Source organism: Sphingobium sp. CR2-8, assembly GCF_035818615.1.
Taxonomy (GTDB): domain Bacteria; phylum Pseudomonadota; class Alphaproteobacteria; order Sphingomonadales; family Sphingomonadaceae; genus Sphingobium.
Genome location: NZ_JAYKZY010000002.1, coordinates 39250 through 59906, shown reverse-complemented (window position 1 = coordinate 59906; position 20657 = coordinate 39250). Strand labels below are relative to the sequence as shown.

Annotated in this window: 16 protein-coding genes; 9 read left to right on the top strand and 7 right to left on the bottom strand. The window is 59.4% G+C overall.

Annotated features, from left to right (window positions below; genetic code table 11):
• Positions 1–339 precede the first annotated feature (339 nt).
• Positions 340–1374, top strand: a complete 1035-nt coding sequence (locus tag U5A82_RS04165) for an SIR2 family protein (RefSeq protein WP_326288889.1) — start codon at positions 340–342, stop codon at positions 1372–1374.
• A 12-nt stretch (positions 1375–1386) separates the two neighbouring features.
• Positions 1387–3084 (top strand): ATP-binding protein, encoded by a 1698-nt coding sequence (locus tag U5A82_RS04160; protein ID WP_326288888.1) that lies wholly within the window; start codon positions 1387–1389, stop codon positions 3082–3084.
• Between the two features lie 131 nt (positions 3085–3215).
• On the opposite strand, the gene tnpC is transcribed toward U5A82_RS04160, so the two are convergent.
• The 4 genes from tnpC to U5A82_RS04140 form a co-directional block, all read right to left on the bottom strand.
• A complete protein-coding gene (tnpC, locus tag U5A82_RS04155; protein ID WP_326288792.1) occupies positions 3216–4742 on the bottom strand; it encodes an IS66 family transposase in 1527 nt (508 codons plus the stop codon).
• Between the two features lie 154 nt (positions 4743–4896).
• The gene (gene tnpB / locus U5A82_RS04150) at positions 4897–5250 is read right to left on the bottom strand and encodes an IS66 family insertion sequence element accessory protein TnpB (protein ID WP_278391367.1); all 354 of its coding nucleotides are present in this window, start codon (positions 5248–5250) and stop codon (positions 4897–4899) included.
• Positions 5247–5708, bottom strand: coding sequence for an IS66-like element accessory protein TnpA (gene tnpA, locus U5A82_RS04145; protein WP_326288525.1), 462 nt, complete (start codon positions 5706–5708; stop codon positions 5247–5249). Before tnpA ends, tnpB begins: the two co-directional genes overlap by 4 nt.
• 103 nt (positions 5709–5811) lie before the next feature.
• Complete coding sequence (locus tag U5A82_RS04140; protein ID WP_326288886.1) at positions 5812–9762, bottom strand: PIN domain-containing protein; 3951 nt, start codon at positions 9760–9762, stop codon at positions 5812–5814.
• 536 nt (positions 9763–10298) lie between these two features.
• On the opposite strand from U5A82_RS04140, the gene U5A82_RS04135 reads away from it, so the two are divergent.
• The 6 genes from U5A82_RS04135 to U5A82_RS04110 all read left to right on the top strand — a co-directional run bounded on the left by U5A82_RS04135 (position 10299) and on the right by U5A82_RS04110 (position 17864).
• Positions 10299–11228 carry a HEPN domain-containing protein gene (locus U5A82_RS04135; protein ID WP_326288885.1) on the top strand — a complete coding sequence of 310 codons (930 nt, stop codon included), beginning with the start codon at positions 10299–10301 and terminating at the stop codon, positions 11226–11228.
• A gap of 302 nt (positions 11229–11530) precedes the next feature.
• Entirely contained in the window at positions 11531–12064 is a 534-nt protein-coding gene (locus tag U5A82_RS04130; RefSeq protein ID WP_326288883.1) for an RNA polymerase sigma factor, read from the top strand.
• On the top strand, positions 12045–13010 hold the full coding sequence (locus tag U5A82_RS04125) for a FecR family protein (RefSeq protein ID WP_326288881.1): 966 nt from the start codon (positions 12045–12047) through the stop codon (positions 13008–13010). The genes U5A82_RS04130 and U5A82_RS04125 overlap by 20 nt, the downstream gene beginning before the upstream one ends.
• 137 nt (positions 13011–13147) lie before the next feature.
• A complete protein-coding gene (locus U5A82_RS04120; RefSeq protein ID WP_326288879.1) occupies positions 13148–15004 on the top strand; it encodes a TonB-dependent receptor in 1857 nt (618 codons plus the stop codon).
• Positions 14899–15717 (top strand): TonB-dependent receptor domain-containing protein, encoded by an 819-nt coding sequence (locus tag U5A82_RS04115; RefSeq protein WP_326292838.1) that lies wholly within the window; start codon positions 14899–14901, stop codon positions 15715–15717. The genes U5A82_RS04120 and U5A82_RS04115 overlap by 106 nt, the downstream gene beginning before the upstream one ends.
• Before the next feature lie 5 nt (positions 15718–15722).
• Positions 15723–17864, top strand: coding sequence for an Atxe2 family lasso peptide isopeptidase (locus tag U5A82_RS04110; protein WP_326288876.1), 2142 nt, complete (start codon positions 15723–15725; stop codon positions 17862–17864).
• Between the two features lie 16 nt (positions 17865–17880).
• On the opposite strand, the gene U5A82_RS04105 is transcribed toward U5A82_RS04110, so the two are convergent.
• Positions 17881–19620, bottom strand: a complete 1740-nt coding sequence (locus U5A82_RS04105; RefSeq protein WP_326288875.1) for an asparagine synthase-related protein — start codon at positions 19618–19620, stop codon at positions 17881–17883.
• Positions 19620–19958: a lasso peptide biosynthesis B2 protein gene (locus U5A82_RS21695; RefSeq protein WP_442802151.1), complete on the bottom strand. Its 339-nt coding sequence runs from the start codon at positions 19956–19958 to the stop codon at positions 19620–19622. Before U5A82_RS21695 ends, U5A82_RS04105 begins: the two co-directional genes overlap by 1 nt.
• Before the next feature lie 60 nt (positions 19959–20018).
• On the opposite strand from U5A82_RS21695, the gene U5A82_RS04095 reads away from it, so the two are divergent.
• The gene (locus tag U5A82_RS04095; protein ID WP_326288871.1) at positions 20019–20147 is read left to right on the top strand and encodes a hypothetical protein; all 129 of its coding nucleotides are present in this window, start codon (positions 20019–20021) and stop codon (positions 20145–20147) included.
• Between the two features lie 188 nt (positions 20148–20335).
• Here the strand turns inward: U5A82_RS04095 and U5A82_RS04090 are convergent, their stop codons facing one another.
• Positions 20336–20470: a benenodin family lasso peptide gene (locus U5A82_RS04090; RefSeq protein ID WP_156358333.1), complete on the bottom strand. Its 135-nt coding sequence runs from the start codon at positions 20468–20470 to the stop codon at positions 20336–20338.
• Positions 20471–20657 lie beyond the last annotated feature (187 nt).

The window sequence follows — 20657 nt, the reverse complement described above, 5'->3', positions numbered from 1 at the left end:
TTCAAGCTGGTTTTGTGGCAACCAGGAGCCGCGACATCGCACCACTCCTCAAACTGGCCCTAGCCTAGCGTGCCTCTCTTTGCATAACTCTTCATGACCGACGATGCGACCGGCATGGCTGCACTGGCGATGGGCTACGGTGAACAGCATCAGTTGCCACTTCACGGACGTTCAGCAGGGAATTTTTAGCCCCTAGGCCCAGCCTGTCCGCCTTTCATTTGGCAGAGTCATCCATCATCATCCGGCCCGGTGCGAGAGCAGTACTGATAAGTGGGTTGATGTTCGTCATGTATTTGTGAAATTACCCAATAATCAGGTGACATCGCACTCGGGGGCAAGGTGATTCTAGAAGATGTTCTGCCGAATTTGAAAAGCGGCGGGTTGCAGACTACGGGATTTCTGTTCGGCGCGGGGACGTCGCTGGAGGCGGGCTATCCTATGATGGCTGGACTCACCAAGTCCGTCGTGGGTGCGTTGAACACGGCCGAGAAGAGTGCACTGGACGAAGTCCTGAACGCAGCCGGTAGAAGCTACAATCCTTCATGGGGTGATCCGAACGTCGAGGTTATCGCAGATCTGGTTATCTCGCACGCGATCTCGTCCGCTCAAACCCGGTTTTACGATCTTGAGACCCGACTTCGCGAACTGGTCACAGATATCATTCTCAGCGTTAAGAAGCCGACATTGGACCTCCACGTCCAGTTGTTGGAATCGTTGAAGAAGCGCGCCTTCGGAGCACCAGCTTGCGTGCACATCTTCAGCACGAACTACGATCTTCTGTTTGAAATGGCCGGCGCGGAAGCCGGGGTCGTCATTGAAACTGGGTTTGTGGGGTCTGTCGAGCGGTTTTTCGATCCGCAACGCTTTGCGCTGTCATGCGGGCGTCGCGTTAAAGCGAATTTTGCTGAGCACCCCGTGCTGACGGTGCGACTCATAAAGCTCCATGGTTCGGTTTCTTGGTTTGGCCGAGATGGGCGATTTTTCGAGCGGCATCCAGATGCCATTGATCCTACCGACCGGCGGGTCATGATCCTCCCGAGGCGGCGTAAGGTGATGGAGACTCTCCACGCTCCTCACGATGCGCTCTTCACCGCGGCACGCAACGCGCTCGGCGCCGAGTGCAAATATGTTGCGAGCTGCGGGTTCAGCTTCGGCGATGACCACATAAACGAGAACTTGCTAACGCCCCTAGTGAACGGCGGCGGGATCCGGCTGTTTGCGCTCTGCGACAAGGAGACCGACGGCATGGCTGCCTTAAAAACCGCCGGAGCCTTTAACGCCGGTTTTGACACCGGCGGCATCGCAAAGGGCGTCGCTCATACCACTGGGACGGATTGCTGGAAGTTCAGCAAATTCGTCGAAATGTTCAAGTGAGGGGGACGCGAAGTGACGGAATATAGGATCGGGAAGATTATCGCTGTCTCCGGTGATCAGGTTTTCGTTTCCCTGCTGGACGATCAGGCGGAAGATGGCGCGGGTGTGCCGGCGAGTATGACCGTAGATGTGCCCAGTCCGGATGGGCCAGTTCCGCTCCTGATTGGGCAGCCGGGGACCTTCGTCCTAGTCTCTTTGCCGTCTGGTTTCCTGCTGTCTATGGTTACAGGTATCGAGATGAAGGAGGAGAGGATATCCTCCCCCGAAATGCGTCATGCCGCAGAGGCCGATGTGCTGCTGATCGACCGTGTATCGCGCACGCTTTCGACCGTGCCAGTAGGCACAGTCGACGCCAACGGAAAATTCGAGCGCGGCACTGACGTGCTCCCGACGGTCAATGCACCGGTGTTTGCGGTGGATGACCGCATGATCGATGCAATCTATGCGGGCTATGCCGATGGTGACTTTTCGCTGGGCCGTCTTTCACTCATCCCGGCGCAAGACGCGAAGATCAACCTAAACTCATTTTTGACACGGCACGCAGCGATCCTAGGCCAGACTGGCGGCGGCAAATCCTGGACGGTCGCGTCTATCATCCAGCGTCTCTGCGAATTCCCACAGGCGACAGTGGTTTTATTCGACTTGCATGGCGAGTATGGAGAGGCTTTCGGCGATCAAGCCGAGGTGATCTCTGCGACGGATCTCGAACTGCCTTACTGGCTCATGAATTCCGAAGAGCTTCTCGGGCTAATGGTTGACCGAGCCGAATCCTCGGCGCCCAATCAGATCGCGAAGTTCAAGGAACTGCTTCAGGCCGCCAAACAGAACGACGCGGAAAATCAAACGCTCGGCATTCCAAAGATAACGATCGATACTCCGGTCCATTTTTCGCTGAGTGAGATCGTAGACGAATTTCGGCGACTGGATACCGAAAAGGTGCCCGGCGCTACGAAGCCTGTGAATGGACCTTTATATGGTCAATTTACGCGCCTTCTGATGCGCATTGACTCCCGTTTGAATGACCAGCGGTATGACCTAATCTTCAAGCCACAGACCTACACGTCGTCGACCACGATGTCCGATCTATTTCGTCGGTTGCTGGGTGAACTGGATGGCGGCCGCAAGAAGGTGGTTGTGATCGACCTAAGCTCGACGCCCTTCGACGTGCGTGCCTCCATCATTTCACTCATTCAGCGCTGCTTGTTCGATTTCGCTTACTGGCATCGCCGCCTGAAGGATGAGCGCTATCCGATAGCCGTTTTCGCAGACGAAGCGCATATCTACCTTTCGGACAACGACCCCGCATGCGAGGCGGCACGTAAATCGGCTGAGCGTATCGCTAAGGAGGGACGAAAATATGGAATCAGCCTGACGGTGATCAGCCAGCGGCCGCGCGAACTTTCCAGCACCATCCTTTCGCAATGTGGCAGCTTCCTTTGCCTGCGAATCTCCAACCCAGACGATCAGTCTTATGTCCGCAATCTGCTGCCGGATTCAGTTCGAGGAATCACATCGATGTTCTCGACGCTACGTCGAGGGGAAGCCATCCTTTTGGGCAACTCGGTAATCATGCCGACGCGTATCAGAATCACTGCGCCTGATCCTCGTCCTGCCAGTGACGATGCATCATTTGCGACAGCATGGGCGACCGCCCCTGCAGCGCTGGATGTCAATGCGGTGCTGTCCGCGTGGCGGGCCCAAAAGGTCTGAGGTTCCGCGGCCAGTATGCCTGAAAGGAGGAAACGAATCCGCGCGCAGAAACACCGTCAGAGAAAGGGACTCAATCGTAAGCGGTAAAAATCCCCCACGTGGCCTTGGGAGCGGTGCTGTCATCTGAGTGATCAGGCGGCGCTTGCGATGCTGCTTAGTTCGAACGAAGCTTGGGCGGCGTTGGCATCGAGCCAGTTGTACGGCAACAGATCGTCGATGGGATCGGTGTCTGCGCGGGTGATGATCCGGGCCAGGACATCGCAGAGATAGGCGTAGGGATTGACGTCCAGCATCTTGCAGGTTTCGACCAGCGAGGAGATCGCTGCCCAGTTTTCGGCGCCGAGTTGGTGGCCGGTGAAGAGTGCATTTTTTCTTTGGAGAGTCACCGGCCTGACGGCCCGTTCGGCGGCGTTGTTGTCGATCTCGATCCTGCCGTCGTCGAGGAACCGGGTAAAGCCCGCCCAGCGCTTGAGCGCATATTTCATCGCATCGCTCGTTGCCGATCCAGCCATCATGCGCGGTGCGGTGGCGGCGAACCAGGCATGGAGCTTGTCGACCAGTGGACGGGTTCGCTCCTGCCTGACGGCAAGGCGTTCCTCGGCCGCGCGCCCCCGGATTTCCTTCTCGATGCGATAGATTTCGGCAATGCGCTGCAAGGCGTCCTGCGCGACCGGGGCATCGCTGCCTGCATCGACGAAGCCGCGTCGCAGGTGAGCCCAACAAAAGGACTTCGTGACGCCGGCGTCGGCGCTATCATCCTTGCCGAACTGGTCATAAGCCTGCCAGGCATCGACCTGTAGGATGCCCTGGTATGACCCTAGCAACTGCCTGGCCCACATTTTTCCGCGTCCCGGCATATAGGTATAGAGCGCCAGAGGCGGATCGACGCCGCCATGAGCGCGATCGTCGCACACTATGACCCACATGTAGCCGGTTTTCGTCTTGCCCGTTCCCGGTGCCAGCACCTTGACCGTAGTTTCGTCGACGAACAGACGGGCACGGGCAAGCGCATCGGCGCGCATCCTGTCGGTGATCGGCATCAGCGCAGCGATGCCGCGACCAACCCAGTTCGCCAGAGTGGCGCGGCTGATCTCGATGCCTTGCCGGGCGAAGATCTTCGACTGACGGTAAAGCGGCAAGTGGTCGCAATATTTGTTGATCAGAACATCGGCGATCAGCGCTTCGGTCGGCAAGCCGCCCGGCACGACATGTGCCGGTGCCAACGCCTGGCGAACGCCGTCGCTACAGCAGCGGCAGGCATAGCGGGGTCGGATCGTCACCATCACACGATGCTGGGCCGGGATGATGTCGAGCCTTTCGGACCGGTCCTCACCGATCTTGTGTAGCGCCCCGCCACAGGCACATTCCAGGCTTTCGGGCTCGATCACTGTCTCGAAGCGCGGCAGATGCGCTGGCAGTGATGCGCGCTCGGCATCCGGAGCCCGTCGACGACGCGGCCTGAGGCCATAACGTTCGGCCTCCTCGGCGGTCTTGTCCTGCAAGCCATCGGCTTCGCCAAGGGCGACGCCCTGGTCTTCCAGCGTCAATGCCAGTTGATCGACCGGGAGCTTTTCCGAACGCTTGCCGAAGGTCGAGCGGTTGATCAGCTTGAGGATATGTTCAAGCCGCGCCGCGCGAGCGCGCTCGGCCAGCACCATCGCCTTGAGCTGCTCCACATTATCGGGAAGCTCGTCATATCCAGCCTCCGGGCTGGTCTCGAGAGGGGGTTCAGGATGCGCCGCCACGCCCGTATTCTAGCCGGTTTCGCACGGCTGGGAACACCCCTGCGCCAGACAGAATCAGGCGTGCGATCTACTGTGCATGAAGTGGTTTTGGCACGCGCGGCACATGCATGCGCGACCAGTCCAGCCCCTCGAACAACGCCGAAGCCTGGGCCGCCGACAGCTTCATCACGCCGTCTCCCGGTCGGGGCCAGCGGAACTTCCCATCCTGCAACCGCTTCGTCACGAGTACGAGCCCGGTGCCATCCCATAGCAGGAGTTTTATCCTGTCTGCCCGGCGTGCCCGGAAGACAAAAAGCATGCCTGAGAATGGGTCGAGCCGCAGTTCCTGCTGCACCAGTGAGGCGAGGCCTACCATGCCCTTCCTGAAGTCCACGGGCTGGGTTGCAACCAGCACCTTCAACGGCCCGGGCGGGATGATCACGTGGTCACCCGCGCGGCCAGGAGCACCCGCTCGATATGGTCGGCATCGACGTGCGACGGGATGCGGATCGACAGCCCGCGGGTCTCGATGACGATCTCACCGCCACTCCTCAGGCTCGCGGGCAACGATGACACTGAGGGCGCCGGTGGCCCGGAAGATGGCGGCGGTACGGGAGGTGCAGCCGGGTCTTCGATCACCGCGGGAACAAAGGCCATCCCCTCGGCCCGCTCTCGGAAACGCCCTCGCCAGTTATAAAGCTGTTGCGGGAGCATGCCATGACGCCGCGCCACCTCAGACACATTCGCTCCCTGCTTGAAGCTCTCCTCAATGATCCGCGCCTTCGCCGCCGGAGTCCATCCACGGTTGCCATTCGACAAGGGAATGACATCAAGACGCTCGGCCTTGCCTACCCTCTCAGCCCTTTCAGTTTCGAAACCCGTTTCGAAATCACCACTCATCGCAACCTCGCAAATGCAAGGCGCACTAATTACCAAATCGCCAAATCATGAAAATGTGGGGGATTTTTACCGCTTACACTCAATCTGCATAGGGATCTTGACCCTATCGTGCCGGCGTACGCAAGCCCGCAACACGTAGTGCCGTCCAGAAGCCATCAATGTCCTGCGATGCGAGCCGTGTTGGTTCTGCAATGAGGTGATCGACCGGTTTCAAATGAGTCGTGTGCAAAAGCATGCGTGGCAGCGTCACGCGAATAATGACTCGGGCCTGAAGCGCACGCATGGCTGGTTGCACCATAGCCAGAAGCGCATGGGCCTGCTCGGCGCGCTCCATCCCGGTCGCGACCTCAATCAGGAGCTTGGGAAAGACGGCCGCCTTCGCGCTGCCAACCAACCGCCTAGCCTCAAGAATCGCCTCAGCCAAGACCACAGCGGCACTCGTCTTATTGAGCGATTGGCTCGTCAAATGGCCGGCGAAGTCACGCAGGCGATCATTGACTTCCCATGCGCTATCCTGAAGCTCGCCGATGATCTCGGCAGCGCTGAACTGCACGAAATTGTACTTGGCATCCATGAGACCGCCTACGACTTGGCGATATTCCGGATGAGTCAGTCTGTTAACGAGCCCGATTTGCTGAACAAATGCCTGGGTCCAGGTCGTGCTTGCGCCGCCCGCCTGCGCAACCACACGAAAGCCGAAGTCGTCTGTCAGCAAAGCTCGTTTGGGCGCCAGTGCCGCAAGGAGGCTGTCATGATACGCAGGGTTGAGATCTGCCAGCATGTCCGAGACGCCTTGGGGTAATTGCTGGTCGCTCTCTGCCGCCACCACGGGAAAGGCCTCAGCAAGCTCTAGCGCTTCCTTCGCGTGAGCGATTTGCTGTGTGACGGCCTCCTCCGACAGCTCCTCAAGATAATATCTATCACCATCACAGCCGAAGGTCCCCGACTTGCGGCCGCGATTTCCCTCGCGCTCCTCAATTAGATGCCGAAGACTGTCGACGGTCGACTGGACTACAGCAAGCCGATCCTTAAGCTTACTAAAAATCGGACCTAACCCCATGCGCGACCAGGCATAGATAGACAGGGGATCGACGACCATTACGCCACTGTCGGCGCAAGCACGGCCGCTCGCGAACTCGGCCTCTTCGCCAAGGGCCACTTTCAAGCCAAGACCCTTAGGATGTCTGAAGGTCTCCCAGACCTCAAAGACGGAGGCCCCAGCGAAGCGCGCGAACATGGGGATCGGAACGACGCTGTCGCGGTAAAGCGTTTCTAGTTCCTTGCCACGATCTGCACGCGCACGCGCCATCGCGAACATTTCTTCAAACCGCTCATCGCCCTTGCTGTCGTCGATCGTGATCGACCCGAAGGCGCTATTGTCCGGAAAAAGGATAGGGAATTGCCGCATCGTGCGTCTAAAGGCAAACAGGACATGGGTCTGGATCTCGGACACACGATAGACCTGTGGTCGGGTTCCCAGCTTCGCGATCTCGACGGTCTCACCGACTCGCAAACCAAGCAGGCGTTTGGCGAAACCATCGACGGGCGACAGTTCGTCGCGTTCGACGCGCGGGTCGGGGCCCGTCTCGATGATGCGATGGAGTTCTTCTCCGGTCGCATCATTGATGAGAACGACACCTGTTCCGGCTTCCACCCTGTCCGGTGCCACCATCGTGACATTGCCCGATCGTCCCCCAATGATGAGGCCGAGCGCGTAGGCCAAATGGATACCCGGCTGTGCATAGCCGTCGCGTAGGGCACGATAGCCAAAGGAAAGGGCCCGTGGCGCGTCTTCAAGATAGCGGTCCACTAGTTGGGCGAGGCTGATTAGCTCAAGAGCCGCGCCCTCGATGTCATCGGGCGCCTTCTGCAACCAGTTCCTGAAGTCGCCGGGCCGACCGAGGCGGATGAGCAACTGGATCCAGATCAGCCGGTTGCGGAGCACGTCGAGCTTCTGCAGAGCGCGTTCTGCAAGAGCGAGGGCCGGCTTCAGCAGGCCCGAGCGCTCGTAGATCGCTACGCCTACCGGCAGATAACCGTCGGACGTCCTCAGGTCAGGCGGGAGTGTCTCGAACAATTTGCGTGCTTCTGCCCGACGATCGGCAAGGTTCAGAGCGTGCAGGCGCCGCCGCAAAGCATAATTGTCGTCCTTCTGGTGCAACGGCTCATAGAGATCGGCGGCCATCGAATAATGACCGGCAACATAGAGCGTTTCGGCTGCGTGCATGCGTTCGCGAACGCTAAGCTCGCTTTGTGCGAGGGTCTCGATCTCGCTGACCAATCTTGCTCGCAGAGGATCCTCTTGCGCAAGGCCGTCGAAAAGTACCGACCGGATCACAATGGAGTTCGGGTTCTCATCGATAGCCGCCTTAATGGCGGCGTCCCTTTCGGTGCCGCCCAAGATTGCCGCTTGGACCTGCATGGCTTTGACAAGTTCGATCCGTTCGGCTGGCGGCACGTCCGCTCGCTCAGCGGCGCCCAGTTTGTTCGACCACGTAATGGCCGCCTCTGCATCTTTCATCTGGAAGGCGGCATAGGTCCGAAGCAGAAATGCATCGAATGGGAGTTCGCCTTCCGGCAAATTGTCGAGTGTCTGCGCTGCTCCGGCCCAGTCGTCGTTCGCAGCCTGCCTGCGCGCTTCGAATATGCCATAGGCGGCGTAGTCGGGATTAGCGGAGAGCGCTTGGTCAAGAATTTGCTCGGCCTCGGCGTCGCGTCCCAGCATGCCTAGAAGGCTGATGAGATTGGCAGCGACGTGCTGGCCCTGAAAGCTTGAGTCCTGCTCGACAAGTTTCGCCCATGCGCCTTGCATGAGGTGGATCGCCCGATCGATGTCGCCGCGTAGATGCTCTGGAATCTCACGGGTGATGCCCAGCGCATCCAGCGCCGAGAGCGGTTGCACCAGTGCCTCTCCAACCGACGACATGATCCGCCAGTCGTCCGGCGCGATGTGCAAGGCTGCTTCAGCATAAGCGAGATGCGCCGCGCTATCCCCATTTTCGCGTGCCCTTAAGCCCAAGTGGTGTTGAATGTCTCCTGATTCCATCAACTCTGGGGACAGGGCTGCTTCAATGTCAGCGACAGGCGTGCCCGGCGCAAGGGTAGAGATCCAGATGCTGGCATTCCGCGCAGAGGACGGATCATCTTTGAAGGCGGATGTCGCGATCGGCTCTGCTTCTTCCCGCTTGCCCTCTAGGGCGAGGGCAAGGGCCTTCGTTGCGCGTGCATTGGGATAGTCGGGATGGGCTTTGAAAGCCTGACGGAACAGGCTGATCGCGCGCTCCTCATCTCCCAACGCATAGTGGGCGTTACCAAGTCCGGCTAGTATGCGGTATTTTGCAAGTGGGCTGGCCTTCTCTCCTTCCTGTGCCAACAATCTTTCCAGCGCCTTGATTGCCGCGCGAGGAGAACCATCGCCTATCAGCTTGCTTATCTCGGAGACCTGCGCTGCAAGCGCATCGCCGTCATCCGATCCGCCGCGCACATCCGACATCGTTTGTATCATGGTGCGCATCAGCTTGTGCGTCTGTTCGAAGCCAGCCGCGCTTTGATGCGAGATTTCGGCGATCTGCCCGGCGACATCAACCGGAGCCAAGTCGCTATAATATTTCAGGAGAACATCCTGATGGTCCGCGACCAGATTGCGTAGGGTCTTCCAGCCGGTGAACCGGACCTCGAACAATCCAATCTTGGCATGATCGGCGCTGATCTGTCGCGCGACCTGCTGCAGGGCCTGATCGTTAGGACCCGTGGTCGCCAGGATGAAGACCTCAAGAGGGGGCTGGAAGGTTCGAGCCTTGGCTACTTCTGCCCTGAGTTCCTTCTCGGTAACCGCGGTCGGAAGGTCGCCGTCCTTGCCTTTGCATTGGACACCGGTAAAGCGGCCTTCGACGCGATCCGTGCCATAGACATCAACGCCTGCCTGTGGCTGCCCCTCGCGTCCATGCATCTCGGCATCGTTCGTTTTCCACATCCGCCGGTAGATGTCGAATGCAAGATTTTCAAATTCCTGCCAGTGCTTTGGTGCCGGCAATTCTCGCGATGTGACAGACATGCAAGGTACATAATTGTTCTTGCTTTGATCTGAAAGCCTTCATTCTCCGGTCACTGCCGAAATCAACGTGGGCTATTTCAAGGCGCGGACCCAGTCGCGATCAGTTTGCCCGGCTAAAATTGTAACTCGGATGCGAGCGTGGGTTGAAGAAATTCGATTATCGCGCGAATCAATTGGTTGAGTAAGCAAACAGAGAAGCTTCGCAAGCGTCTATGTAGAGGGTCCACTCTGTGCATCGACGCCAGGGCATCCAGTCGGCTGACGTAGTTCGGCCGGCGAACAAACGGTTGGCGGCTTCAGGTCGCAGCAGGACAGGTAGCTCTATATCCTAATGGGCAATCCGCTCTGAACGACTGAGTTTTAGCTTCGGCCTTCGGAAGCGGACGGACCAAAAGGTCCCAGTTATTGCCGCGAAGCGGCGGGGCGCAAACTACCATCGGCCCGACAAGTAGACGCAATTTGCGCCAGTGGTAATCGGCCCAATTTGATCCGTTTTGTTCTGGGCAGCAGTGCCCCTCTGACGTTAAGATGGCGAAATGCGAACCGATCTCGAACATTTACCGGCCAACAAGCAGCGCGAGCTCGACCGGGTAAAGCAGATCATCTTCGAGGAATTCGATGATGCGCTAGCGCTTGCCCGCCATGATTGGAAAAAGAAGGGCCGCATTTTGAAGGTCATTCTGTACGGCAGCTATGCCCGCGGAGGATGGGTGGATGAGCCGCATACGGCCAAAGGATATCAATCCGACTATGACGTCCTGATCATCGTCAACGATCAGCGTCTGACCGATCGCGTCACCTACTGGTCCAAGCTGGATCAACGCCTCATTCTCGAACTGACCGTCACTAAAGGTTTGAGGACACCCGTGAACTTCATCGTCCATACCCTTCAGGAGGTGAACGACGGCCTGGCCCACGGACGCTATTTCTTCATGGACGTCGCCCGGGACGGTATCGCGCTATATGAGGCAGAGGATACCGAACTCCACCAGCCCAAGCCTAAAACGCCTGGCCAAGCGCTGGAGATGGCCAAAGAATATTACGAAGAGTGGTTCCCGTCAGCGATGAAAAGGTTCGAAGGCGCTAAGTTTTACATTGAAAAGGGCTACGTGAAGGACGCAGCTTTTGATCTGCATCAGGCATGCGAACGGCTTTATCATTGCGTTCTCCTCGTCTGCACTTTCTATACGCCCCATGTGCATAATCTGGGCTTCTTGCGGACGCAGGCCGAGCGCATCGATCGGCGTCTCGTCCATGTCTGGCCAGGGGACACGAAAAAGGACCGCGCTGCCTTCGAGAAGTTGAAGGACGCCTATGTGAAGGCGCGCTATTCCAAACATTATCGCGTCTCGCTTGAGCAGCTCAACTGGTTGGCTGAGCAGATCGAGGAGCTGGGGCGCGTCGTACATATGGTGTGTTCGGAACGCTTGGCCGTCCTGGAAGGCGAGGTCCGCACGGCGGGCTGACCCACCCTTGCATGCCCTTTGCCAAGTTGGCATGATTGCTGGGCACTACGGGATCGATCTGGCTACCGGGTGTAGGATTTCCCTGCCAGCATCATGCACACCTGTCCTGTCCGGACGGGTGGCCGTTTCGGGATAAGGCGCACACCGCGCTGGACGACGGCGACCATCGCTGATCTGGCTGTCCGGTTTTTCCGGATATTCCAGCATGCCGCGTGGACGCTTTCCATGCCTTACCATTGCTGCCCGCCTGCGCGGACGAACTGCGAGCCATTGCCATGAGCGCCGGGCCAAAGGACCGGCCGGTGCTGACGGCGCCCAGCGCGGAGAGCGCGCTGCTCGACACGCTCTTTCGGCAAGAGTCTTCACGCCTGCTTTCCTATTTTAGGCGAAAGACCGGAGATGCCGAAGCCGCCAGTGATCTTGTCCAGGAGAGCTTCGTTCAGATCGCGCGCGTCCCGCGCATTGGCGATCTGGTCAATCCCGGCGCCTATCTGCAACGCGTTGCCCGAAACCTCCTGTTTGGCCGCGCCCGTGGACCACGACGAGCCTTCGAGCGGCAGATGGTGGCGTTTGAGGATGACTGCGATTGCGCCCATCCGCCACAACAAGAGATGGAGATCGAAGCCAGTCAGCTCCTTGTCCTTTACGAAAAAGCCGTTGCCGGTCTAGCGCCAAAGACACGGGAGATTTTCCTGATGAGCAGGCGCGACGGCATGACCTACAAGGAAATTCAGGCGAAAGTCGCGCTAAGCATGGGTGCCGTGGAATATCATATGATGCGCGCCATAGCCCATATCGACCAATATCTGGACGACCATGACCAATTTGCCCGCTGATCCCGCCCCTGACCTGGACCCGCGCACCGTTGCGGCCATGTGGCTGGCGAAAATGCAGCGACCCGATGCCGAGCGGTATCGATCGGATCTGGATGCGTGGCTCGCCGCCGACCCTGCCAATCTTTCGGCTTACAATAAAGCGGCCGGCCGTTTTCACGATGCGAAGATGTTGAGCCGATCAACGCGATGGCAGCGAACACCGGGGGATAGTCCCGGTCACCGCACGCAATGGGCTCTCGTCGCGATCGTTGTCGTCGTGTTGGGCGCAGCCTGGCCGCTCTGGAACACGCTATCACCCCCTGCCACAATCGAGACCAATGGTCGGCAGACGGCTGCAACCGACGCAGTTGCCGCATCAGCCACCTTAGAAAATCAGCATGGTCCGATTTCCCGCCGGCGCCTGCCTGACGGATCATTTGTATCGCTGGATACGCAAAGCGTAATGCGGTTTGCCTTCAATCCCAAGGCCCGGGATATCTGGCTGGATGCCGGCCGCGCGCGCTTTTCCGTTGCCCATGACGGCCGCCCCTTCATCGTGCACGCCGGAACAGGTACAGTGACAGCAACCGGGACAGTGTTTGACGTCGCACTTGCGCCTGGCGGCGCGGTGCAGGTCAGATTGCTGGAAGGGGGCGTCGATGTGCAACCGTCGATCGCACGTCCATTGCCGCCACGTACGCTGAAGGCGGGTCAGGCCCTGACCTTCACCCGGATCGATCATGCCGTGCCAATCGCCGCCATCGACCCGCGCGACATCGAATGGGTCGATGGCATGATGGCATTTGAGTCTGCCCCCTCTCGGAAATCGTCGCTATCGCCAACCGGTACGCCCGCGCGCCGATCCGCATCGAGGGCAGCGGCCTTCCCGACGTGCGGCTGTCCGGACGGTTTCGGATCGACAATCCCGACCGGCTCGCTGCCAACCTGGCCCAAAGTCTCGATTTGACCGTAGAACATCGGTCGTCAGGCGCGATCGTCCTGCGACGCTGAAATTATTTTACGTCCACCTTAAGGTCTTCGCCCAACCTCGCATCGATCCCCTTGAACGACCGCCAACGGCAGGCGTCACAAAAGGGGCTGACAATGCGTATTTCCGGGATTCTGCATTCTACTCTGCTCGCCAGCGCGGCGCTGACCACGCTGGCGGTGTACCAATGTGCTGCGGCCCAAACCGACGTCGCGGTGCCTTATAATCAGTCCAGCCAGCCAATGGCCGATGCGCTGCGCGAGGCCGCCGCTGCATCCAGGATGGAGATACTCTTCGTACCTGCCGATGTCGCCGGACTTACTGCGCCTCCGCTCCAGGGACAATTCACGCCGCAGGTCGCCGTCGATCGATTGCTGGCCGGAACCGGCCTGCATGCACGCATTACAGACGGGACTATCTTCATTCGGGGGCGAGACGGGGCGGCGGATGCCCTCGCCACGGGTGAAGCGGCGAACGCGATCGTCGTCACCGGATCCCGGCTGAAGGGTGTTACGTCGCCATCGCCTACGATCGTGCTTGATCAGGAAGACATGCGCAACGCCGGGCAAACCAATCTTGGCGACGTCGTCCGGAGCATTCCGCAGAGTTTCGGTGGCGGCCAGAATGTTGGTGTTGGACTGAATGTCCCTTCGGCCAGCGGCGTCAATGTCGGCTCGGGATCGAGCATAAATCTGCGTGGCCTGGGATCGGATGCAACCCTGACACTGCTCAACGGTCATCGGCTGGCCTATAATGTGTCGCGGCAAAGCGTCGATGTGTCCGCCATCCCCATGCTGGCCGTCGATCGCCTCGAGATCGTGGCGGACGGTGCGTCCGCGATCTACGGATCTGACGCTGTCGCCGGCGTTGCCAACATCATCCTGAAACGCGACTTCGACGGCGTCAGCACCAGCGCCCGGCTGGGGATATCGACCGACGGCGGCAACGAGCAGCAGCAATATGGCGTTATCATGGGGAAGAAATGGGGCAGCGGCGGGGCCTTCATAGCCTATGATTTCGAACGCGACACGGCGATCGAGGCGCGCCAGCGCAGCTATACCGCCAACTATGGCGGGCAATCCCTCTTTCCCGCTGTAAAACGGCATAACCTGATCATGAGTGGCCATCAGGCATTGACCGCTGATCTCACATTTTCGCTCGACGCGCTCTACAACCACCGCACCAGCCTCTACAATTATCCGCTTAACGCGACCGGAGACTATCGCCAGTTGGGAACATTGCTGTTTCCGCGCAATACCTCCTTCGCTCTGGCGCCGTCGCTGGACTGGTCGGTCGGCCAGGGCTGGTCGCTCTCCCTTGCTGGCATGTACGGCAAGGACAAGACGCACTATGATTCCGACACCTACATCAGCGGATCCGTCTTTTCGTCGGTCCGCGCTTGCTATTGCAACGATGCTCAGTCGATCGAACTGAATGCCAGCGGGCCGCTGATGCAGTTGCCGGGCGGCGAGGCCAAACTCGCCGTCGGCGGCGGCTATCGACGCAATGGATTTCATGCCTATCGGACAACCGGCTCGCCGCAAAACATCAATGTGTCTCAGGACAGCTATTACGGTTTTACCGAACTGAACCTGCCGCTTGTCTCGCGGATGATGGGCGTGCGCTTCGTCGATCAACTGACGTTCAGTGGCGCGATCCGCTATGAGGATTATCCGGGCATCGACAAGATCGCCACGCCCAAGCTCGGCCTGATCTACGCGCCCACGCCCGATTTCTCATTGAAGGGATCCTGGGGGAAATCGTTCAAGGCGCCCACCATGTTCCATCAATATTCGGGGAAATTCGTATCGGTCACCGCGGTGCGCAATGTGGGCGGATCGGGCTATCCGGCGAACGCCACCGCGCTATTGGTGACCGGGGGAACCCCGATCTCAAGCCCGAGCGCGCCACGAGCTGGACAGCGACGCTCGATCTCCACCCACGAGCAGTCCCAGACCTGCAGATCGAACTGAGCTATTTCGACATTGCCTATCGCGATCGCATCGTCGCACCCATCACCTACAGCAGTCAGTCGCTGAGCAATCCCATCTATGCGGATTTGATCAATGTCTCGCCGTCCGAGGCTGACAAGGCGTCCGCTCTGGCAAATACCGAGTCGATCAATTATCTGACCGGCGCCTACAATCCGGCGACCGTTGTCGCCATTGTGGACAATCGCAACGCCAATGCTACGCGGCAGAATATCAAGGGCGTGGATCTGTCGGTTCGCTACGCGCTCGCCCTTGGCGGCGGGCAACGACTGACATTCAGTGCCAACGGCAGCTATCTGCATAGCGCGCAAAAGCTGAGTGCCAGCCAGCCGCTCGTGGCTCTGGCAGGCACGATCTTCAATCCGCCCCATTATCGGGGTCGCGGTGCCGTCACCTGGACCAACGGCGCCACATCCTTGTCGAGCACCCTGAGCTATATGGGATCGACGGAAGACCTTCGCTTCACGCCTGTCACCCGATCGGGCGAGATGACGACGATCGACCTTACGGCGCGGCATCATATAGGCGAGGCGGGTCTGCTATCGAACATGGATGTGGGGCTGACCCTTCTCAATATCCTCAATGAGAAGCCGGGGGTCGTGCGCCGCTCGCAAGTTTACGATCTGCCCTACGACTCCACCAACAATTCAGCGATCGGCCGCTTCGTCAGCCTTTCGATTACGAAGCATTGGTGATCGTCATGACATTGGCATGGATGAACTATCGCGCACGGTTGTTGATCGGGGGCATCGGCCTGCTTTTGGGCAGTGTCTGCGGGCCGCCAGCCATGGCCTCGCAATGTGCGGATTTGCTACCCGGTCTGCGTCAGGACGTCGCGCGCGCGGTAACGGCGGGCGATATCGCGAAGTTGCGGGACATAGGGCCAATCGGCGGCATGCCCGCAGGACAGAGTCCGCTAGCCCTGTCACCCGATGGGCGGTCGATCGCCTTCATCCTGACCCGGGCACATCCTGAGACTAACAGCTATTGCCAGGGCCTCGTGGTGGTCGATCTTCGGCCGGACAGCGTCGCCCGGCTCGTCGATCAAGGTGGAGAATTGATCCGGGTTACCTTCCAGAGCGAGCAGCGCGGACTTCTGACCGATACGGGTATCGCCGCGATCAACCAGCCGCGCTGGTCGCCCGATGGCAGCCAGATTGCGTATCTGCGCAAGGATGGGGGCAGGACGCAGGCATGGCGCGCGAGCGTGCATGGAAAAAGCGGCGCGCAGGTGTCCCATTCCCCCGTCGATGTCGAGGCCGTCGCCTGGTCGGATGACGGGAGGGCGCTCATATATGCCAACCGACCATCCCTGATCGAAGAAAATGCTAAGCTCGATCGGGAAAGCCTGACAGGCTACCTTTTCGACGATCGGGCGATGCCCATCTATGGTGACCGACCGATGATCCGGGGGCCTTTGCCCCTTCATTATGCCGCTGCAGATATTTCTTCGACGTCCTCATCGGATCGCGCCGCCACGCCAGCCGAGCGGACCGCGCTCGACAGGATCGGTCCGGGCATGCTGCTGGGAGGTCCTTTGGCCATCACAGGGCCTTCTGGTGAGGAAGGGTGGGTGAAGGCGGAGGTGCCCGATCGTTATCTCAGTCCCATCCGCTTGTGGGGCAAGGACCGGGAGGGACGTGAATGGCAGTGTCAGCACAGCAGCTGTACCGATGGCATCATCGGCATGTGGTGGTCCGCCAAACATGGGGCCGTCCGGTACCTGCGCCGCGACGGCTACGGCGGCAGTCGCCTGACATTCTATCTATGGACGCCCGGACACGCCGCCCCGCGAAAGATGTGGGGTACTGATGGCCTGCTGACGGGCTGCCTCCCTTTGGAGGATCATCTGATTTGCGCGCAGGAAGGGTCGACCCAGCCCCGGCGCATAGTGGCGCTGGATGCCGATACCGGCAGATCATCGGTCGTTTTCGATCCAAACCCGGAATTCCAGTATTTGCAGATGGGAAAGGTCCAGCGCCTTTACTGGAAGAATCCGTTGGGCTTTGAGACCTTCGGCGACCTTGTCCTGCCCGCCAATTACCCCGTCGGCGCAAAACTGCCGATGATCGTCGTCCAATATCGAACACGCGGCTTCCTGCGTGGCAGTATCGGTGACGAATATCCCATCCATGCCTTTGCCGCGCAGGGCTTCGCCGTCCTGAGCGTCGAGAGCCCGCCGTTCTTCGCTACCAGTCTAAAGCAAGGCAACTGGCGGACGTGGAAGGATGCGGAATCGGAAAATGTGAAAGGATGGCGGGAACGGCACAATGGGGCCTCGTCCATCGTCGCCGGCGTCGAGACGGCTATGGCGACAGGCGTGATCGATCCGAAGAGGATCGGCCTGACCGGTCTGAGCGATGGCTCGACCACCGCCTGGTATTTGCTCATCAATACCGATCTGTTCGCTGCAACCTCTGTCAGCACCTGTTGCGCCGACCCCAAGACGGACCTGATCATGGGTGGACCAGCCTGGGAAAAGGAACGGCGGCGTTTCGGTTACCCCGCGCCAACCAACGATAATCCAGCCTTCTGGAAACCCATCTCGCCCGCCATGAATGCCGCCAGGATCAAGGGACCCGTCCTGATGCAACTGGCCAGCGATGAATATCTGCGCGCGCTCGAGGCCTATACTGCCTTCCGGGAGATTGGCCCGCCGGTCGAGATGTTCCTCTTTCCGGGCGATCACCACATCAAGTGGCAACCGGCTCACCGCATGGCCATCTATGCGCGCAATATCGACTGGTTCAATTTCTGGTTGCGTGATGCCGTCGATCCGGCGCCGGAGAAGGCGGCGCAATATGATCGGTGGCGGAGGCTGAAATCGCAACTTCGTCCATAATGGGATGGGTTCATCATTAGCGCGCAGCCCATGACTGCGCCCATGCTTCGGCATCGACCAACCGCATCAGCCGCCAGAAATCGCCGTTCCGGGCATGTTGCGACCGATCGATGCTCTGCTCGATTGCGCCCATATCCAGAAGGCCCGCCTGTGCCAGAAGACCTTCCCGTAGCATGGTCGCAATGGTCTTCCGATGGGCTTCGAACAGGGTCGCTACGAAGCTGTCGGGGGTGCCTTTTGATAATCTGGCGACAAGCGGCGGGGGCAAGACATCTTCGAACGCCTTACGGGCGACGCTGCGATTGCGGCCGTCGCGGCACCAGAGCCAGGATGGAATTTTCAGGCAAAGTTCCACGATTGGCTGCGACAGCAAGGGCGAGATGACGGGTCTATTGAAAGCACGTTCGCTGTCGAGATGGTTCTGGATGCGCAAAAGCAGGGCGATATGGCTTGCCGTTCCCGGCAGCGCATTGTCGGGCGCGTCCAGCCAATCGTGCCTGCAGGCTGCAGTCGCCTCCTGCGTTGCAGCGGGAGACAGAAAGCTCAGGTCCGGCTTCCAGGCGTATTGTGCTGCTTTTTGCTGGCTCTTTCGCCAACCGCTTCTCGCGACAGACCAGATATCAGCATGCGCGAGCGCGCTCATATCCATGATCGCCCGCAATGTTCCACGACCGATCCCTTCCACCAGCATCTGATCGGCGATCGGCGCTCCGGATTGCAGATAGCAGAAGACATTGTCACCACCGCCGCCGTTGAAGAAGACATCTGCCCCTATCTCGTCTGCGAGTTCGATCCCCAGCGCGTCGCCTGCCTGGGCGAAGGATCGGACCGAGGGGCGTGGAAAGCGGGCGGCGCCAGAGCGATGCAGGTCAACGAGGCCCACTTCCAGCATTTTTTCGAACAAAGGCTGCCCGAGCTGATTGGTCAGTTGCCGGGCATAATCCCGCTCGTCGCCGGACGGGTCGGCGGTCACCAACGTCATATGGCTTGCGCGAACGTCCTGGGGCATGGCCGCCGCGACGATGGAGGAATCCAAGCCCCCCGATAGATAAAGGAGGATATGTGCGAATGGTTGCGTCCACGCCTGGACGCAGTCCATGATAGTCTCGCGCAGCAGGCGGGCGGCCTCCACCTCATCGCGGATGAGCGACACGCGATCCGTCTGTTGCCATGGTGACCAAAATGCCTCGATATTTAGCGAGCCCGTCTCGGCAACCCGCATATGCGAGCCCCCAGGAAGCTCGGTCAGGCCTTCGATACAGGTCTGCGCCGGACGCATTTGATCGGCGATCAGGAACCGCGTGAGTGCCCGCCAATCGATATTGGTCCCGACAAGACCCGCGTCGACGAGCAAAGCCGGCTCGGACGCAAACGCAATAATTCCTTTCTGCCGCACATGATAACAGGGGATCATGCCGGACGGATCGCGGGTAATCTCGATCGCCCTATCGTCCGGGCTCTGCCGGATTATGACATAAGCCCCCCAGTTCGACGACCCGCTATTGGCCAGCGGTGCTTGGGAGATGGCCGCGACCTGGCGGCTGCGACCGCCAACCTTTTCGAACATATAGCCCAGAATGATCCCGGCGCGGTCGTCCGCCATGACAAACGGGCTGCCCGGTTCAACCAACACGACCGCGCGGCCGAATGCGGCGACCTTTGTGAAGCCCGTCACGGCAATGACGCGATTCACCACCATGTCGATGCTTTCGAGGAGATCGCCTGGAAAGACGAGCGCGATGTAGCGGAGCGCCATTACAGGACCAGTATCGGCTTGAAACGCCGCACATGATCGACACGATCGTCGAGAATGAGATCGTCCTGCTCAACCCAGCTATGCGCCGAGAAGGGATGCAACTGGACACCAAAGACCAGCCTCGCATCATGGCCGCGCTGCTGCGCGTGGCGGTAGAGGGCCAGTGCCCGGATCAGGCAATGATCGACTGGAAGATAATAGCGACGTGACGCTTCATAGGCAGCGCATAGGCGCCGTATGCCGGTCGCGGACGATCCAGAGACAGCAGGCAGTGGCGTTGCTTCCCTAAGCCGACGCAGGGTCGTCGGCAAACCCTGCCGCTTTAATGTGCGACGCATGGCCGCCAAACGGACAATGATTTTAGGAATCTGGGCCGCCATGCGTGGGGCGGCATCCTCTTGGTCGAATATGCTGCGTCCAGCTGGTACATGCTGGCACGGCTCGAGAGGCTTGGCGCCTTCGCCATGGCCTATGATCCCCGCAGCGCGCAGCGGCGCTATCTCCTGTTCTGTAATGCCCGCGTCTGAGGACTTGAGGAGCTTTTGAAGACTGTCGCGCGCAGGCCCTGACAGACTGAAATAGCGATCCGCCTCATAGTCCATGAAAATGAGGTGATGCTGGATTTCACAGAATGTTAGTCCGGGGCGAAGCGACAAGCCCATGAGACGCCTTTCTGATAACCGGTGCGCGGGGGCACCGCGCACCGGCAGTGGTGTCAGTCGTCGGAAAGGCCGACCGGGTTCTGCAGCCCGATTTCGTCACCTTGGCCAAGGCCCGGGCCCTTGGTCTCCACGCTGATTGCGCCAAGGTCGATCATATCGTCGTTGCGACGTTCGACAGTGTTTTCCATCACACGTTCCTCTTCGATAGACCGCGATCCATTTCGCGGCACTGACAAGGATGTGCCCGGCTATCGATTATAAGAATTTTATAATCCGATTATAATCGCGACCGACCTTCGATCCCCACGCATAATGGACCTCCGGGCGAATGCTAACAGGGAGAAGCCAGACTATTTCCGACGCGAGACGTGACCG